The organism is Flavobacterium sp. CG_23.5, from assembly GCF_017875765.1.
In the GTDB taxonomy this organism is placed as follows: domain Bacteria; phylum Bacteroidota; class Bacteroidia; order Flavobacteriales; family Flavobacteriaceae; genus Flavobacterium.
In genome coordinates this window covers 3,619,815-3,639,125 of the sequence record NZ_JAGGNA010000001.1, presented here as the reverse complement: position 1 = coordinate 3,639,125, position 19,311 = coordinate 3,619,815, and the positions used below count along the sequence as shown (strand labels likewise).

Sequence of the window (19,311 nt, the reverse complement as noted above, 5' to 3'; positions counted from 1 at the left end):
AAATGACTAAAAATAATTCCAATTCATTATTTGAGAGTAAGCAAGTAAAAGATGCTCTAGTGCAATCTTTTGTAAAGCTTAACCCAAAAGTAATGTTCAAAAATCCGGTAATGTTTACCGTTGAAATAGGAACTGCCATCATGCTTGTCGTTTGTATTGCCATTTTATTCGGCGCACAAAATCAAGGTAGTTTTATTTATAATTTTATTGTGTTTTTAATTTTATTGGCTACCCTTTTATTCGCCAATTTTGCCGAAGCAATCGCCGAAGCCAGAGGAAAAGCACAAGCTGACAGTTTGCGAAAAACACGTGAAGAAACTCCGGCAAGACAAGTTTTGCCTAATGGCGAAATCAAAAATATCAGTTCATCTGAACTGAAAAAAGGAGATGTTTTTATCTGTGAAGCTGGCGATTTAATTGCCACTGACGGTGAAATAATCGAAGGTCTGGCCACCATTGACGAGAGCGCTATTACAGGAGAAAGTGCTCCGGTAATTCGTGAAGCAGGCGGTGATAAATCATCAGTAACCGGCGGGACAAAAGTGTTGTCTGACAAAATCAAAGTCATTGTGACTTCGGAACCAGGCGAAAGCTTTTTGGACAAAATGATTGCCTTGGTTGAAGGGGCAAGCCGTCAGAAAACACCAAACGAAATTGCACTGACAATTTTGTTAGCAGCGTTTACTTTAATCTTCGTGATTGTTTGCGTAACGCTAAAACCTTTTGCCGATTACGCTAATGCACCAATTACAATCGCAGCTTTTATTTCGTTGTTTGTATGTTTAATTCCAACTACAATTGGAGGTTTACTTTCGGCCATTGGAATTGCAGGAATGGATAGAGCATTGCGTGCCAATGTAATCACAAAATCTGGGAAGGCAGTAGAAACAGCTGGAGATATTGATGTTTTGCTTTTAGATAAAACTGGAACCATCACGATCGGAAACAGAAAAGCGACCAATTTTTATCCGTCAAAAGGAGTTAGTGCAGAAGATTTTATAAAATATTCTGTTTTGAGTTCGCTTGCAGATGATACCCCAGAAGGAAAAAGTATTGTCGAATTGGCTGGAATTGAAATTGCTCATAAATTATCTGTTGAAGGGTCTACTTTGATCAAATTTACTGCCGAAACCAGAACAAGCGGCGTGATTTTGAAAGATGGAACCAACATTAGAAAAGGGGCGCAAGATGCCGCTAAGAATATTGCAAAAGAAGGCGGAAACTCATTTCCCGTGGATACCGCACAAAAAGTAATTGATATTTCTTCTTTGGGAGGAACGCCATTGGTGGTCATCAAGGACAATCAAATTCAGGGTGTTATCGAATTGCAGGATATTATCAAAACGGGAATGAAAGAACGTTTTGACCGTTTGCGAAAAATGGGTGTAAAAACGGTAATGGTTACCGGAGATAATCCATTGACTGCCAAATTTATTGCGGAAGCCGCCGGTGTAGATGATTTTATTGCCGAAGCCAAACCGGAAGACAAAATGAACTACATCAAAAACGAACAACAACTCGGAAAACTCGTAGCGATGATGGGTGATGGTACAAATGACGCACCGGCATTGGCGCAAGCCGATGTAGGCGTTGCAATGAACAGCGGAACACAAGCTGCCAAAGAAGCCGGAAACATGGTCGATTTAGACAATGATCCAACCAAGTTAATTGAAATCATAGAAATTGGAAAACAATTATTGATGACCCGAGGAACACTTACGACTTTCTCTATTGCAAATGATGTTGCCAAATATTTTGCGATTGTTCCAGCACTTTTCATCACTGCTATTCCAGCCTTGGAAGGTTTAAATATCATGCGACTTCACAGTCCGGAAAGTGCTATTTTATCAGCAGTGATTTTCAATGCAATTATTATTCCGATATTGATTCCGCTAGCTTTAAGAGGGGTTGATTACAAACCAATTGGAGCGAGCGCGATTTTAAAAAGAAATCTTTTGATTTATGGATTGGGTGGATTGATTGTCCCTTTTATCGGAATTAAATTGATTGATTTAGTAGTGGCTTTATTTATGTAAAATCGAACAAAACCGGATTTTAAAATCGGTTTTGTTTATAAAAAATATTAAAATGAAAAATATATTTTCAGTACTTAAATTTACGTTTTTAATCGTTGTTATATTTGCAGTCATTTATCCTTTAGCGATATATGGAATTGCACAGTTTGCCCCAAATCAGGGGAAAGGAGAAACTATTTCGGTTAACGGAAAAGTGGTAGGTTACCAGAAAATTGGACAGAAATTTGACAAATCCAATTATTTTTGGGGACGACCTTCAGCAGTTGATTACAATGCTGCAGGAAGTGCAGGAAGTAATAAAGGACCGAGCAATGCGGATTATCTGGCCTTAGTCCAAAAAAGAATTGATACCTTTTTAATTGTGCATCCTTATTTGAAAAAGTCCCAAATCCCATCGGATATGGTCACCGCTTCCGGAAGTGGATTGGATCCGAATATTTCGCCGGAAGGAGCTTTGATTCAGGTGAAAAGAGTGGCAAAAGAAAGAAAATTATCAGAAGAAAAAGTAAAAACTTTGATGGAAACCAAAATCAATAAGCCAACATTAATGGGAACTTCAACAGTAAATGTTTTAGAATTAAATGTGGCTTTGGATGAATTAAAATAAAAATTAGAACAAAAATGTCCTCGCCCAGACCTGTCTGCCGATAGGCAGGTAGTAGTGGAAATCCTTTTTGGCTCGTTTTTTTTTCGAGCCAAAAAGATTGTAACGAATTGCTTCGCCAGTTCGTCTTCGCCTCGTGTGCTGGATTAGCTCCAAAAAATAAAATAAAATGAAAAGAATTATAATTACAGCTTTAATAGCTTTATGGTTTACAACAAGTAATGCGCAAGAAAAAGCGCCAAGTCCGTTTACGTTTTCGGGGTATTTAGAAACGTATTACAGTTATGATTTCGGGAATCCGGATAATCATTTGCGACCTGGATTTTTTTACAGTCACAACAAACATAATGAATTGAACCTGAATTTGGGGCTTGCAAAAGTGAATTATGCGAAGGACAATGTTCGTGCTAATTTTGCTTTAATGGCAGGAACTTATCCCCAATACAATTTGGCTGCAGAGCCTGGTTTATTAAAAAATGTTTATGAAGCCAATGTTGGCGTGAAGATTTCTAAAGACCAAAATTTATGGATTGATGCGGGAATTATGCCTGCGCATATTGGTTTCGAAAGTGCAATCGGGAAAGATTGCATGAATTTGACCCGAAGCATTTTGGCGGAAAATTCGCCTTATTATGAAGCAGGAGTTAAAATTGGGTATACTTCAAAATCGGAGAAATGGTATTTGGCTGTGATGTATTTGAACGGCTGGCAACGAATTCAGAAAATAGATGGCAATCAAACGCCGGCTTTTGGAACGCAAGTTACTTATAAGCCAACTGCAAAAATGGCATTGAATTGGAGTACTTACATTGGAAATGAGCAACCGGATATTAACAGAAAATGGCGTTATTTCAATAATTTTTACGGACAGTTTAAAGTGTCTGAAAAAACGAGTGTAATTGCAGGTTTTGATATTGGCGCACAGCAAACTACTAAAGGCAGTAGTACTTACGATATTTGGTATTCGCCAATTGTAATGGCACAATATAATCCTACCGCTAAAATCCAATTGTCGGCAAGAGGCGAATATTATCAAGACAAGCAAGGCGTGATTATCGCAACGGGAACCCCAAACGGCTTTAAAACCTATGGATTTTCGGCTAATTTTGATTATTTAGTTGCAGATAATGTTATGTTTAGAATAGAAGCCCGAAATTTGAACAGCAAAGATGCTATATTTTTAAAGAACGATAATCCAACAAACCAAAATACCTTTTTAACGACTTCGTTGGCGATTTCGTTTTAATTGTTAAACCATTAAGAAATTAAGTTTTACGTCTTAATTAGCTTAATTTCTCAATGGTTTATTCTTTTAATTTTATTGTTTTCTAAATATTTATGGACAACGAAAAAGAAAATAACGTCAAACACTTTCTTGATTTAATTCAGAAATCGCGAAGGGGAAAGTTTAAAGTCTATATTGGCATGAGTGCCGGTGTGGGAAAGACGTTTCGTATGCTGCAGGAAGCACACACGCTTTTGAAAAATGGTATCGATGTAAAAATTGGATATATTGAAACGCACAATCGAGCCGAAACGCATGAATTGCTCGAAGGTTTGCCCGTTATTCCGAGACGTACTATTTTTTACAAAGGCAAGCAATTGGAAGAGATGGATGTGCAGGCCATTATTAATTTGCGTCCCGAAGTAGTGATTATCGATGAGTTAGCGCATACAAATATCGAAGGCAGTAAAAACGAGAAGCGGTGGCAAGATGTACTGGAAATACTCGAAGCAGGAATTAACATCATTTCGGCCGTAAATATTCAGCATATCGAGAGTTTGAATGAAGATGTCAAAAAGATTACAAATATAGATGTTCAGGAACGAATTCCGGATAACGTCTTGCGAATGGCAGATGAAGTTGTCAACATCGATTTGACTTCGGAAGATTTGATTACACGTCTTAAGGAAGGAAAAATTTATACAGCAGACAAAATTCAGACTGCTTTGAATAACTTCTTCAAATCAGACCAAATTTTGCAACTGCGGGAATTGGCTTTAAAAGAAGTGGCCAGCCAAGTCGTTCGGAAAGTCGAAAATGAAGTGCCGAAAAATCTAGCTTTGCGTCACGAAAAACTACTAGCTTGTATCAGTAGTAATGATAAAAGAGCTAAAATTGTAATTCGAAAAGCGGCACGTCTTGCAAGTTATTACAATTGCAAATGGTATGTTTTGTATGTGGAAACGCCAAATGAAAGTTCCGATACAATAGCTTTAGACAAGCAACGGCATTTGATTAATAATTTCAAATTAGCAACACAATTAGGAGCTGAAGTCATCAAAATAGAAAATAAAAGCATTACAGATGCTATTTTAAATGTAGTCGAACAAAAAAAGATAACAACGGTTTGTATTGGAAAACCTCATTTGAGTTTATTTAAAGTAATTTTATCTACAACTATTTTTAATAAATTATTAAACAATTTATCTTCATCAAATATTGACCTAGTAATACTGTCATAACTTATAATATTAGTAAAATGAAAATTAAAACCAAATTAGATCTCGGAGTAGGTTTACTATTCATCTTGATCATCATCCTCTCATTAGTTAGTGCTTACTATATATTTTTGATAAAAAAAGATACTCAAAACATCTTGAAAGCCAATTATAATACCCTGGAATATTCTCGCAATATGCTACTTTCCTTGGAAAATATTGGCACAAATGAAAATCAAGCCATTGTGCTTTTTGAAAAAAATCTTAAAAATCAAATGGCTAATATCACTGAGGCTGGTGAAGATAAAAAGACAAATAGTTTGCAAAATAATTTTAATTTTTTGAAGAATAATAGAAACAATCAACAAATAAAAAATCAAATTCGCGAGGATATTTTCGAAATTATGAAGTTGAATATGAATGCCATCAAGCAAAAAAGTGATGTCGCCACCAAGACTGCCGAAACTGCTAATTTATGGATAGCAATTACAGGAACTTTATGCTTTTTGATTGCTTTTAATTTATTGGTGAATTTGCCCAATAATATTGCGAATCCAATTAGAGAATTAACGGCAAGTATCAAGGAAATTGCCAATAAAAACTATTCAGAAAGAGTGAATTTTATGAACCATAACGAATATGGCGATTTGGCAAAATCATTTAATACCATGGCACAAAAACTAGAGGAATACAGCAATAGCAATCTGCATAAATTGTCTTTTGAAAAGAAACGATTAGAAACGCTGATCAATAATATGCATGACCCGATAATCGGTTTTGATAATAACGGAGTAATCTTGTTTGTGAATAATGAAGCCTTAAAAATCATTGGAATGAAATCGGAAGAGGTAATCGGTAAATTAGCTACAACTTTGGCCTTGACCAACGATTTAATGAAATCACTAATTGTTGGCAATTTGGAAAGTGATAACCAAAAAAAATTGCCGATGACCATATTTGCCGATAGTAAAGAAAGTTATTTTGAAAAAGAAATCATAAATATTACCATAAAACCAACAGGGGAAGACCAGACTATTGATATTGGCGATGTCATAATTTTGAGAAATATTACTGTTTTTAAAGAACTGGATTTTGCTAAAACTAATTTTATTGCGACCGTTTCACACGAATTAAAAACGCCAATTTCCTCCATAAAAATGAGTTTGCAATTGTTGGAAAAAGAAGAAACCGGAAAAATTAATGATGACCAAAAACAATTAATCAATAGCATCAAAGAAGACAGCCAACGCTTGCTTAAAATAACAGGAGAATTACTTGATTTATCGCAAGTAGAAACCGGAAATATACATCTAAATATAGATAATAGCAATCCATATGAAATCATAAACTACGCTACTGAAGCAGTAAAAGTGCAAGCTGAGCAAAAAGGAATTCATATAATTTCTGATGCCGAAGAAAATTTGCCTTTAGTAAAAGCCGATAGCGAAAAAACGTCTTGGGTTTTAATCAACTTTTTAACAAACGCTATAACCTACTCTTCAGAGAATAGTAAAATTATTGTCAAATTAAAAAAAGACCAAAACACAATAATTTTTCAAGTTATTGATACCGGAAAAGGAATTGATAACCGTTATAAAAACAAAGTTTTTGACAAATATTTTCAAATTCCAGGAAGCCATAAATTAGGTACCGGATTGGGCTTAGCAATCAGCAAAGAATTCATCGAAGCTCAACACGGAACTATAGCAGTTGAAAGTGAATTAGGATTGGGGAGTACTTTTAGCATCCAGTTAAATGCTGTTTAATAAGTAAAACGAGTGGTTATTATATTTCAAATAAAATTTAAAGTAAATCTCAGATTACAGCATAAATTATATTTAAGGAATTGAATACTTATTTAAAAGAAATCGCAGGTGTTTGTGAAATCGAAAAAGACCTCACCTTCCATATTGCACGACACACGTTTGCAACCACTGTAACACTAACCAATGGAGTTCCTATTGAAAGTGTTAGTAAGATGCTTGGTCATAAAAATCTACGAACCACACAACATTATGCTAAAGTACTTGATAAAAAAGTAGGTGAAGACATGAAAATTCTACGAGACAAATTCAGTAAGATAGAGACAAAAAAGGAACAAAAAACAATCTGATATTTTCTATCCCTTTAAATTTTCCTAATGTTTAAGGAAATTTGTAACAATATAAAGGTTCAGTATAGTTTGAGAATTTATTAAAGATCTAAAAAAAGTCTCTGAAGAAGAATCAAAAAAAAATATTTTCATACCAGCCCTTTGGATTTTATAGAGTTTTTTTTTATATGATACCCTCCTACCCTGCACATAGAACTCGTTCAGCAACAAGTTACTTTCGAGAGAAGGTAAAAGGCATATGATGAAAAAGCAAAACAACAGCGAGAAAAACTCGAGTGTATGATAAAAGAGATCAAATCAGAGAAATAAAACTTATAAGCGATTCCGTTCAACCGGGGGTTTCATTGTTCGTTCTACGCACGCAACGAAACCCTCGCTTTTAGGTAGCTCATTATTTTCAAATTTTGATGAAATACAGAGATTTTTCGCGTAAAAGCAATAGAGGATAAATCAATTGTAAAATACTTAAGATTTTAGTTTCTTTGTTTGATGAATTTTGAACCAGAATTTTTTAGTCGCTTTGAATTATTAATTAGCAGTATAGGTGTTGTTTTGGGGTTTTTCTTTGGAATAATACTTCTTGCCAAAACAAGTAAAAATTCAAAAGCAAATTTATTTTTGGCTGTATATCTTTTAACATTAAGCTTGCGTACAGGAAAAGCGTTATTTCACAATTATTATGCAATTACCGATTCTATTCTCATCTTATTTTTAGGCTTATTTTTATTAATAGGTCCCTGTTTATGGTTTTATGTAAATCTTTTATATAATAATAATGCTTCCTTAAAAAGGATAGATTGTTATCGGCATTATGCACCATTTTTTTTGGTAATGATTTTAACAGTGTTTGTCCCAAATAATGGAATTACGAACTTAGGAAATTTTTATTTGTTCTTATTCATACACGGTTTAATTTACTGTTGTTATAGTTTTTATTGGTTAGTAAAACACCCAAACTTTCATGATGTTTCACAAAAGAACGTGAAAATTAAAAAATGGTTAATTGCATTTATAGTAGCTACAACTTTAATTTTTATTCATGCAATATTAGTATTCTTTGATGTTGTTTCTTTTTATCCTAGTAGTGCTTTCTTGTTTTCATTTATAATTATTTCTTTAGCAATTTTGGGATGTCAAAATTTGTGGATATTTGAAGATGAAAAGAAGAAATATACTAATTCAACATTAAATAATACAAAAGCAAGTGAGTATTATAAACAGCTTAATCAATTTATGGAAAATGACAAATTATTTTTAGATCCAGAGTTGACTTTAGTAAAATTAGCAGAAAGAATGAACATTTCTTCTAAGCAACTATCTCAAATTATCAACCAAATTGAAAACACAAACTATTCCCAATATATTGCTAAATATCGTATTGGAGAAGCTAAAAAAAATTTAAAAAATCCTAAATTTCATAATTATAAAATTGCTACAATTGCTTTTGAAAGTGGCTTTAATAGTATTTCTTCTTTTAATGATACATTTAAAAAACTAACAAATACTACCGCAATTAATTATCGACAATCATTCATAAAAAAATCAGAATTAGATTTATAATTTGGTGTGCCAGAATCATGAATTTAGTATCTGTTAGTAATAATTTAAACGAGTTTTGCATAAATTCTTTAAATTATTCAAATGACTAAATTTTTCTTATTATTCCTTATTATCCAATTTGTTCATTTTTTAGCCACTTTTAAATTGTATGTAAAAGCAGGTAGAAAATCTTGGGAAGCATTAATACCAATTTACAATGCCATTATATTAATGCAAATAATTAATAGACCTAAATGGTGGGTGTTTCTATTTTTTATTCCTATAATAAATTTAATAATGTTTCCTGTTGTTTGGGTTGAAACCATTCGTAGTTTTGGTAAAAACACCACAAAGGACACTTTGTTAGTAGTACTATCTTTAGGCTTTTATATTGCCTATTTGAATTATAATTCTGATAAATTAGAATACGTAAAGGATAGAAACTTAAGCCCAAAAGCAGGATTAGGAGAAACTGTAAGTTCACTATTGTTTGCTGTTATTGTTGCTACTATTGTTCATACATATGTTATTCAGCCTTTCACAATTCCATCTTCGTCAATGGAGAAATCATTATTAGTTGGAGATTTTTTATTTGTAAGTAAGTTGCATTATGGAGCCAGAGTACCAATTACAACAGTTGCTTTGCCAATGGTACATGACACAATTCCTTTCGTAAAAAAGAAATCCTACATGTTCAATGATGATATTTCAAAAAAAGAAACTTCAATCCTAAACATATTTCAATTACCGTATTTAAGATTGCCTGGTTTTCAACAAATAGAACGTAACGATATTGTAGTTTTTAACCAACCAGCCGATACTCTTTTGGATATGGATAATTTTTCACCTGATAGAAATTATTACAAACCTATCGACAAAAAAACAAACTTGGTAAAACGCTGTGTAGGAATTCCTGGAGACACTTTGGAAGTTAGAAATGGTTACGTATTTATTGATGGAAAACAAACTAAACTATCTGATAGAACAAAATTGCAGTTTTCATATACTATTAAATTTAAAGCTCAATTTTCTTCTTATGAGGAGGCGTCTAATATTCTAAAATTATATGATATAACCGATGGAATAGCTTACGATTCTAAATCTGGAGAATATTTTGTTCAAGCAACAGAAGAAGCTGTTGCTAATGCTAGGAATAATCCATACATAGAAAGTCTTGAATTGAGAAAAAATAATAAAGGAGATCGAGATTCTAAAATATTACCTCATGACAAGAATTACAATTGGAATGCTGATTTTTTTGGACCAATTTACATTCCTGAAAAAGGAAAGACAATTGACATAAATGTAAATATTCTACCGCTTTATAAAAGATTAATCACGGAATATGAAGGTCATCAGCTATCGGTGCGAGGAAATCAGATTTTTATTGATAATAATCTTGCTACAAATTATACCTTTAAACAAGATTATTACTGGATGATGGGCGACAATAGAGATAATTCAATTGACGCTAGATTTTGGGGATTTGTTCCTTTTGACCATGTGGTTGGCAAGCCAATTTTTATTTGGTTAAGTTGGAATACTGATGGCAAAGGAATTAATAAAATTAGATGGAATCGAATGTTTACAACAGTTGGAGGCATAGGAGAACCGCGATCTTATCTCGTTTATTTTGTAATTATTTTAATTATTTGTTCGGCTTACAATAGATACCGTAAAATAAGAGATGTCAAAAAGGAATAATTTTACTAATTAAAATCTTTCAAAAAAATATACTTTTTAAGTGCAATTTTGTAACCGCGTTACCTACAACGTCTGTTCATCTAAAAACCTCCAAACAAACTTTGTTTTTTTAATTAGGAAGTAAATATACAGGATTTAAACTGCCTATAGTTTCCATTCAACGCAGGCTTCATTGTTGGCTTTTCAAGCCCAATGAGCCTTAGCTGTTGTAGGCAGTGCTTTATTTGGATGATTTAAACTTCTTAATATTCAAAGCTTTCTGTTTTATCCATTGAATTGAAATATCAACAGTTTCTGTAATATCGCCGGAAGAAGTATTGTGTCCTAATTTAGAAAACAAAGTATATTCGAAAGGTTTACCTTGAGCTTTCAATGTATTTAATTGCTCCATACACAACTTTACTGGAATCTGTATATCTTTCTCACCAAAAAGCCAAAGTCCCGGAATTGAAAGAGTATTCAGAGAAATTTTTGGGTCAGTCGCAACGAATTGATACCTGTCTGGATCATTTTTAGTATGTTCACGAGCATCTGCTTCTGTATGATTTTCCCAAAAACTATTGTTGCCGTTAGTATAAAACTGAAATCGAAGTTGTTCTAAAGTTGTAATTGTAGGGCAACTAAATAAAACCATAAATTCTATTTGTGGATTTTTGCTTGCAGCAATTGGAATTATCCATCCTGCTTGACTGAAGCCAATTAACCCAATTGGTATTTTTTTATCTTTCAAATAGGTTCGAAATGTTTTTACTGCTTCATTTGCATCATGAGATAATAAATTAAGATTAGTAGTGTCGATATTATTTGTGCCAACAGATGGTCCAACATATACACCACCAGATTCTCCAACTCCACGTTTGTCATATGTCAATACAGCAATACCTTCTTTGGCAAGACGTTTAGCGAACTCCATTTCTCTTTTTACTGGGTCAGACCCATGAACAATTACAACTGCTGCAAATGTATTTTTGGGCTTTAAAATTGAGCCTGCAAGTGTGACTCCCTGACTTTCAAACTTTACATCTTGAATGGTAAAGTCAGCAGATTGAGAAAATACCATTTCTGGTAAAATTATTAATGATAACCAAAGAAATAAGTAAGAAAAAAAGTTGCTGTTCATTTTAGTTTAATTAGAAAAATTGTTTTGAGTGACCGGATTTTCGTTAGCATTGGTGATAATTTGTATATATGTCTGATAAAACTAGACTTATCTACCTTAATTGGGGTTGGATAAGTCCGACAAAAATCAGACTTTATCAGCAAATCAAAAATATAAAAATTTATTTACAAAATAGCTATTTCCTAAAAACCAAAAAAAAAAGACACCTCACAGCATCTTTCTATTTCTTCCTCCTCCCCCAACTATCATTATAAAAATAATTCCTCAAAAACTCATAAATTTCCCCTCTCAAATAAAGACCTAAAAACCACACCACAATCCCTCCTACTATTTCATATCTCAAATATAGAATGACTAAATGTGATTCCTTTTAGGAGCAAATCAGAAACTACTTTATTGACAACTCCTCTCCCGATATGACAACAAATACTCCCGAAATGACAACTAATGCTCCCGAATCGACAACAAATACTCCCGAAATGACAACATCACTCCCGAAATGACAACACACTCCCGAATTGACAACAAACTCCCGAATTGACAACACATGCTCCCAAATTGACAAGCTGTATCCCAAAATGACAACTCTTGCTATCAAAATGACAAAATGAAAACAAGAATTATTTCCTATTTCAGTTCAGCCAAAAAACAAACCAAAATAATCAAAAATTAAAGTCCTAAACCAAGTAAACACAGTAAAAATAAGACACTTTACCCCTATTCAATTCCCGAATTACACACTATACTTTTAGCAAATAAAATTTACATTATATAGTTTTGTATGTCTCTTCAAGCACTTGTCTTGCTATACCGCAATCAATTCCTCACTATATAACTTAATGAAAAATCAAACAACACAACAGCGCATCAAGGCAATTTACCAAATGCTTTTTGAAATGGCAACCGGTAACCTCTCCTTTAGAATTTTCAAAACAGATCAAAACGACGAAATTGGCAAACTGTCTGAAATGCTAAATAATCTTGCGGAAGAAATGCATGATATAATACTCCAATCAGGTTATGTTAACCCGCATTACAGTTATCAAAACTTGGTACAAAAAACATTTATCCTAGATGATAAATTCATAATTCGTAGTTTCAATGCACACGTTCCAGAAGCGCTCTACTATAAATCAGAAGAATTATTTAAGATAGACTTTGAAAAATTTATTGCGCCACAATCCTTCAGCATCTGGAATGAAAAAAAAATGGAAGCCTCACGAGATGGTAATTACCATAGCACCGTTCCGCTTATTTTTTTAACGGGTAAAAGCAAATTACTTCCTTGTTTTTGTACCATTTCACGATTACGTTATAGTGACAAAATAATCGTAAACTCAATTACTACCGTATTGCAAGAACTATTGTCAGACACGAAGTTTGCCATAGAAATAGCAACAGAAAAACACTCCGAAGCGGTCGTCATGCAAAATCTTTATGACTACATCTTAAATCACTTGGAAGAGCCACTCCCAACCCTTAAAGCATTATCTGTCCTATTTGATACAAATGAATACAAATTGAAACATGGATTCCGAGAATTATTTAAAACCAGTATTTATAGTTTTTACCATGAAGAAAGATTAAAAAGAGCGCATTTGATGGTCAATCAAACAAATATTCCACTCAAAGAAATTGCTATAATGAATGGTTTTAACTCCTACCTCAACTTTTATAAAGCTTTCAAAAAAAGATTTAAATATGCACCAAGTGAAATAGATCGTGGTCCTCATGAAGCTGTTTAATTTCTAAACACCTACCACCCCCCCTATTTTGGATAACGAAAGTTCTGATTTGCATAACATTACAAATTTTTAATTTAGAATTTTACACCACTAAAAAATCTAAAATGAAATTAACTGCTAGATTCAGAGAGATAATCAAAAGTATAATCAGCTATTTATTCATACTGCTTTTTGTGTATGCAGCATCAAGCAAGTTAATAGAGTTTCAAAACTTCCAGGCACAGCTTGGTCAGTCACCATTATTGAGTGCTTACACTGGATTTATCTCACATTCAGTTTTAATTGTAGAATTGGTAATCGCTTTATTACTTGCAATACCCAGAACACGATCTATTGGACTACTTTCCTCTTTTGCACTAATGATTATGTTTACGGTTTATATATTAGTTATACTCAATTATTCCTCATTTGTACCTTGCTCTTGTGGTGGTATACTTGAGAAGATGAGTTGGAAAGAGCATTTAATATTCAATAGTGCTTTTACATTATTAGCTGCAATAGCTTCATTACTTATAGCAACTGACAGAACTCATACACTAATAAAACTTTCAATAATTGCCATTACAGCATCCGCTATAATAGGCACTTTATATCTATATTCAGAAGACACAATGCACCGTGTAAATCCATTCATTAGACGTTTTATCCAAGGTGCAGCTTCTAAAACAGCGGAAGCCGAATTAAACAATAATTCAAGATACTTTGCGGGAACTGACGGTAGCAACATTTATTTTGGAGATAGCGAAGCGCCACTATATGTAATAGCGTATGATACCACTTTAAAAACCAAACGTCAATATAAAATACAGTTGGATCGTGAAAACTTTCCATTCACTTCAGTACAAGTCAGAATTGCACCGCCTTATTTTTATCTAATGGATGGCACGGTACCAGTTATTTATAAAGGAAATAAATCCGATTGGAAAGCCAAATTACTAATGTATGACAACAACTACTATTTCTCACAAGCCGAAATCATTGCTGCTGATAAAATTGCTTTTCGTGCGCAACAACAAAAAACGCTTTATAATATTTTAGGAACTTTTACTTTCAAACACACTTTACAAGTGCAGTATGCACCTCAACTGTTGCAAAAACAAATAGATGGCTTTTTTGATACCGATGGAATGATGCGATTTGACAATAGATCTCAAAAATTAATCTACACCTATTACTACCGCAATCAATACATTGTCGCGGATAATAACGGCAACTTAATCCATCGCGGAAATACCATTGACACCACTACCAAAGCAAAACTAAAAGTAGCTCATATCAAAGAAACAGGGCAACGAAAAATAGCTTCACTTCCGACAACGGTAAATCAACTAACCGCTGTTTCAAATAATTTGCTATTTGTAAATTCTATGCTTATCGGGCGATACGAACCCAAAGAAATGTGGAAACAAGCGGCTATCATTGATGTGTACAATATCAAAAAAAACACCTACTTGTCAAGTATCTACATCTATGATATAAACAAAACTAAGTTGAAGGAAATGTTTGTGGTTGACAACAATCTCTATGCAATAATTGGACATCGAGTTCACAAGTATCAATTGAGTAAAAAACATTTCAAAAACTAATAACAATATCAACATCTATTCTGATCAGTAGCAGGAACGAGACTGAAAACCTGTAAAAAAGAGTAAGTCAAAAAAAGTAATTAAAATTCTATTATCATGAAAACTATTTTTAAAGTGATTTTGCCAGTTTTGGCATTCACAATGGCAAGTGCCGGAGCAGTTATGACAAAAGATGCTAAAATTAAAGATGCTAAAAAATCGGTGCTAATCTCAGGATTTATCCAAAATCCTTCACCGGCTAACTGTCTTCCGGTCTCTGTAGATTGTACTACAACTGGCGGTCAGACATGTATGTCTAATGAAGCAATTCCAAGACAAGTTTGGTTAAAAAATGCTGCAAATGCTTGTAGTGTAAACTTATACAAAGTGGCCCATTAAGCAGTAAAAAAGGAATATGCAGTTTCCTGTTGGAAACTGCATATTATTTTAATTTGTTTCAAAATCCGACTTCATCCATTTTTTCTTTGGAGAATCTTTCAAATAATGACCAAACCAGTCTTCAACCTTAAAAGTCAAATCTTCCTGATTTTTATGATTAAATAAAACATGCCCATCATTAGGATAAACCAACATGACATGCTCCTTTTCCAATCGTCTCAAAGCAGCATAAAATAGTTCTCCTTGTTCAGGTTTAATATTTTCATCCAATTTTGCGGACCATGTCAGTAATGGAGCTGTAATCTTTTTAGCATTTTGCAAAGGGGAATTTCGGTAATAAGCTTGGTTATTTTCAAAAAAGGGTACGCCCATTCGAAACTGTTGGTTTTCATAACGGAAACTATCAATAGCCCCCCAATCATTATTATAATTAAAATAATTCCCAACGATATCAGAAACGCCTGCTCCACTTATTGCAGTGGCAAATAAATCTGTTTGTGTAATGATAAAATTAGTTTCATAACCACCAAATGAATGTCCAAATAATCCAATTTTATGAGCATCTGCAACTCCCATTTGAATCACTTTATTAGCGGCCCCAGTCACACAATCAGTTGCTAAAATACCTGTATCTCCTTTTCCATAAGCAATATCCGCTAACAAAACCGCATATCCACTGGCGGTCAAGTTTGTGATATTAAAACCTAACATATTTTGATTGGTAGGATTTACATATTTGTGGACGTCATTGGAAACTGTCTCATAAATATAAACAATCAAAGGAACTTTTTTGGCAGCATCGTAATTCGCAGGATAAAACAATGCCCCATTCAATAGAGTTCCCTTACTATCGGTATAATGAATCATTTCCGATTTGCCCCACTGATACTTCTTTTGTTGTTCATTACTTTGAACAATTACGCGCTCAGAGCCATCAGCAACATACAAAATAGCAGGCGATGAGTCATACCTTTCTTTAACACAAATAAAAGCACTTCCTGTTTTAGATTTCATGTATTTGGTAATCATAGCATTTTCAAAAACAAGGGAAGTAATTGCTTTATTGGGTTGCCATTGATAATAACCAACTGCACCACCATACATATCAATAGCAGTCAGTACACTATTTTTAGATAAATCATAAATATAAGTACCGCTATCTCCATAATTAAATTCTTGAACATTAGAAATTGCAGATTTATCAAATCGAAAACGCAGCTGCTTTTCCTTACCATTGGTTAATCGTTTGCGTTGTTTGCCATCATTCGAAATCGCCCAAATATCATAGTGGTCATAACATAATATAAATTTTCCGTCTTTACTCCAGTCAGTCTGACCCCAAACCCGCAATTCATTACCAGGATCAACTGCACGATTATCCCAGGTAACATTCAAATCCTTTGTTAAATTGAGATGTGTTTTCTTTACAATATCATAAACCCACCAATTACTTTCTTTATAATAACTGATATACCTTCCATCCGGAGAAAAATCCATTTGACTGTCTACCCCGGACTGTTCTTCTAAAAATAAGTCTTTCGCTCCAGTCCTAACATTCATTAAGTAATAATCCATATCAGCATACACTTTATATTGCGGTTCATACTGATATTTATCGGCTATAACAGCATAATCTTGACTACCGTTCAAAGCAACCCAAGAATATTTTTCAGAATTAAGTTGGGTAACTATTGCTTCTTTTGGTAACCAAACAGCCAAAAACTGAGGATAAGCAACACTTGCTTTCATCTTTCGTTCACGATATAGCGAAAGGTCCTTAGAATGCCAAACTTCAATACCACTGGAATATACAGTTGTGTCTTTAGCTGCAATAGTGGTAACTCCAAAAAATACTTTCTTTCCATCACGGGAAACTTTTAATTCAATATTTTGTTCGGGAGCAACTATCATATGCGATGGAAAAGTAACATCAGAAGATTTTAGAGTAAATAGTTTAGTATTTAAAAAATCATAATAGTACACTTCCCTATTACCTTTGTCAACGCCATAAAATGCAACAGAATTACCATTAAGTTGCCACTTTAGTACTTCAAAAGTTTGTTGAGTCGGCTGTATGAATAGCTGATTACTAAAAGAATTTTTAAAACTCAAAAATCCAACCGAACCTTTTCCATTCACCACCGTAGTATAAACCAACTTTGTCTTATCAACATTCCATTCATACCCACTCACATTTTCAATACGTTGAATTGTTGCTCCATTTTTTCTGACAACAAGCGTAGAAGCGTCTTCCAATGTAACTAAATACTGTCCATCTGCCGAAAACGAATAACTACTAACATTCGGATATAATTTTTCAGTTCCGCTATTCAAATCAAACAGTACCAAACCTTCCTTTTTGATAAAAGCAAAATCTTTTTCACCATTAAATGTGCCAGTAATCACATTTGGAAATACGAACTTCTTTAAGCTTTTAGTGTGCACCACAAATGTAGTATCTAAATTATTTTCGTAAGAAAATCCGTAACTGACCCAAGCACCATTTTCAGACAATTGCTCGCTTGCCATCGTATGCCACAAACCATAATCAGCTTCGGTCAAATTTTTCTTAGTTAGTGCCTGTCCCAAAACAGGACATGGAACTAACCCAACTAAAATTAGGGCGATCACGCCATAAAATGTTGATAAAAAAGAGCGCATCATTAGTAACCCGGATTTTGAGAAATGTTCGGATTAGCTGATAATTCCGTCTCCGGAATTGGCCAATGAGCATCGGTATTATTCCAACCCAATTTCACAATCGGTAAAACAGTATTTAATGTTCCATTTCGTTTCAAATCAAAAAAACGATGCCCATATTCTGTAAACAATTCATAGCGTCGTTCTTGTTGAACTGCATCTATAATTTCAGCTTCGGTAGTTGCTGTAGTATTTGGCAAACCAGCCAAACTTCGAACCGTATTCAAATCTTGTTTCGCATTGATCAATTCACCTTGGCGCGCTCTTGCTTCGGCACGAATAAGATATTGTTCCGACAATCTAAACACAATAGAATATTCAGCAGATGTTCCAGTATTGGTATTTTGCTTGTATTTATTAGCATGATACCAAGTGTTGGAACCATCGGTAACGCTCGCAATCCAATGACTTTTTCTAAGGTCATCATTCGCAAACGAATTATACAACTCAGCCCGCAAGCCAATAAACGGCGGTGGTCCAGTCTGAAATACAAATACCGAACCTTCATCGGCATTATTACCTTCCAACTTTGGATAAAACTGCCAAATCGTTGCAGTACAATCCTTCAAAAATACCTTGTCAATATCCGTTTCCCAAACATACTCAGCATTATTCAAAACAGCCGAAGCTGCATTGGAAGCTTGTGCCCAATTACCGTTATACAAATACGTGCGTGCCAGTAAAGCCATTGCAGTCGAACGATTTGGTCGAACACGGTTAGGTACAATATAAGCCTCGGGCAATAACGCAACTGCCTGCTCCAAATCGGCAATAATAGCAGTATAAACCTGAGCTGTTGGCATTCTGTTAACCAAGCGGTTTACCTCATAATCAGTGGTAGTAATGTAAGGCACATCGCCGTACAAATTAAGCAAATAAAAATGCACCAAAGCTCTAACAAATAACGCTTCACCAATAAACTGATTTTTATCAGCAGTTGAAAGTCCAGTCGAATTCTCACAACCATAAATCACAGCATTAGCACAATAAATCTGATGGTAACTTTCATTCCACAATTGTGATGCAATCGATGTGGTGGACTGCATAGAATTATTAAAAATAAACGAAATATTATCATCAGTGGTGCCATAATAAGTAAGCTCGTCAGCATACAATCCCAAACTTACACTGGAGCCAGTGGTTAATCCTGCCAACAATCCTGTATCTCTCAATTTCGAATAAATGTCAATCAATGCCGCATTAGCGGTTGTTCTGTCCTCAAAAACAGTTACTCCAGTCAATTGTGAACTCGGAGTTTTCACATCCACAAAGCTATCGCAACCCATCAAACTTAGTAATACAAATAAACTCAGTAGTGTTATTTTAAAATTTTTCATAGTCATA

General features: G+C 34.0%; 14 protein-coding genes and 1 pseudogene. 11 read left to right on the top strand and 4 right to left on the bottom strand.

Going from position 1 to position 19,311, the window contains the following annotated elements:
* Positions 1-2: 2 nt before the first annotated feature.
* The 8 genes and pseudogenes from kdpB to lepB all read left to right on the top strand — a co-directional run bounded on the left by kdpB (position 3) and on the right by lepB (position 10,438).
* The gene (gene kdpB, locus H4V97_RS15625) at positions 3-2,036 is read left to right on the top strand and encodes a potassium-transporting ATPase subunit KdpB (RefSeq protein WP_209550221.1); all 2,034 of its coding nucleotides are present in this window, start codon (positions 3-5) and stop codon (positions 2,034-2,036) included.
* Positions 2,037-2,088: 52 nt separating this feature from the next.
* Positions 2,089-2,643 carry a K(+)-transporting ATPase subunit C gene (locus H4V97_RS15620; RefSeq protein WP_209550220.1) on the top strand — a complete coding sequence of 185 codons (555 nt, stop codon included), beginning with the start codon at positions 2,089-2,091 and terminating at the stop codon, positions 2,641-2,643.
* Positions 2,644-2,809: 166 nt separating this feature from the next.
* A complete protein-coding gene (locus tag H4V97_RS15615; RefSeq protein WP_209550219.1) occupies positions 2,810-3,886 on the top strand; it encodes a porin in 1,077 nt (358 codons plus the stop codon).
* A 92-nt stretch (positions 3,887-3,978) separates the two neighbouring features.
* Positions 3,979-5,106 carry a sensor protein KdpD gene (locus H4V97_RS15610; protein ID WP_209550218.1) on the top strand — a complete coding sequence of 376 codons (1,128 nt, stop codon included), beginning with the start codon at positions 3,979-3,981 and terminating at the stop codon, positions 5,104-5,106.
* Positions 5,107-5,123: 17 nt separating this feature from the next.
* Complete coding sequence (locus H4V97_RS15605) at positions 5,124-6,848, top strand: sensor histidine kinase (protein WP_209550217.1); 1,725 nt, start codon at positions 5,124-5,126, stop codon at positions 6,846-6,848.
* 74 nt (positions 6,849-6,922) lie between these two features.
* A pseudogene (locus tag H4V97_RS15600) lies at positions 6,923-7,195 on the top strand (tyrosine-type recombinase/integrase); the annotation flags it as partial.
* 489 nt (positions 7,196-7,684) lie between these two features.
* On the top strand, positions 7,685-8,755 hold the full coding sequence (locus tag H4V97_RS15595) for a helix-turn-helix domain-containing protein (protein WP_209550215.1): 1,071 nt from the start codon (positions 7,685-7,687) through the stop codon (positions 8,753-8,755).
* An 81-nt stretch (positions 8,756-8,836) separates the two neighbouring features.
* Positions 8,837-10,438, top strand: a complete 1,602-nt coding sequence (gene lepB / locus H4V97_RS15590; protein WP_245345251.1) for a signal peptidase I — start codon at positions 8,837-8,839, stop codon at positions 10,436-10,438.
* 220 nt (positions 10,439-10,658) lie between these two features.
* On the opposite strand, the gene H4V97_RS15585 is transcribed toward lepB, so the two are convergent.
* The gene (locus tag H4V97_RS15585; RefSeq protein ID WP_245345250.1) at positions 10,659-11,498 is read right to left on the bottom strand and encodes an alpha/beta hydrolase family protein; all 840 of its coding nucleotides are present in this window, start codon (positions 11,496-11,498) and stop codon (positions 10,659-10,661) included.
* Between the two features lie 448 nt (positions 11,499-11,946).
* On the bottom strand, positions 11,947-12,156 hold the full coding sequence (locus H4V97_RS15580) for a hypothetical protein (RefSeq protein ID WP_209550213.1): 210 nt from the start codon (positions 12,154-12,156) through the stop codon (positions 11,947-11,949).
* A 241-nt stretch (positions 12,157-12,397) separates the two neighbouring features.
* Here H4V97_RS15580 and H4V97_RS15575 point away from each other — a divergent pair, with 241 nt between their 5' ends.
* The 3 genes from H4V97_RS15575 (at position 12,398) to H4V97_RS15565 (ending at position 15,267) form a co-directional block, all read left to right on the top strand.
* Positions 12,398-13,303 (top strand): helix-turn-helix transcriptional regulator, encoded by a 906-nt coding sequence (locus H4V97_RS15575; protein ID WP_209550212.1) that lies wholly within the window; start codon positions 12,398-12,400, stop codon positions 13,301-13,303.
* Between the two features lie 104 nt (positions 13,304-13,407).
* Complete coding sequence (locus H4V97_RS15570) at positions 13,408-14,889, top strand: MauE/DoxX family redox-associated membrane protein (protein ID WP_209550211.1); 1,482 nt, start codon at positions 13,408-13,410, stop codon at positions 14,887-14,889.
* Positions 14,890-14,985: 96 nt separating this feature from the next.
* Complete coding sequence (locus H4V97_RS15565; RefSeq protein ID WP_209550210.1) at positions 14,986-15,267, top strand: DUF6520 family protein; 282 nt, start codon at positions 14,986-14,988, stop codon at positions 15,265-15,267.
* A gap of 48 nt (positions 15,268-15,315) precedes the next feature.
* Here H4V97_RS15565 and H4V97_RS15560 read toward each other — a convergent pair whose 3' ends face one another.
* Together H4V97_RS15560 and H4V97_RS15555 are read right to left on the bottom strand one after the other, a co-directional pair.
* A complete protein-coding gene (locus tag H4V97_RS15560) occupies positions 15,316-17,931 on the bottom strand; it encodes a prolyl oligopeptidase family serine peptidase (protein WP_209550209.1) in 2,616 nt (871 codons plus the stop codon).
* The gene (locus H4V97_RS15555; protein ID WP_209550208.1) at positions 17,931-19,304 is read right to left on the bottom strand and encodes a RagB/SusD family nutrient uptake outer membrane protein; all 1,374 of its coding nucleotides are present in this window, start codon (positions 19,302-19,304) and stop codon (positions 17,931-17,933) included. Before H4V97_RS15555 ends, H4V97_RS15560 begins: the two co-directional genes overlap by 1 nt.
* Positions 19,305-19,311 lie beyond the last annotated feature (7 nt).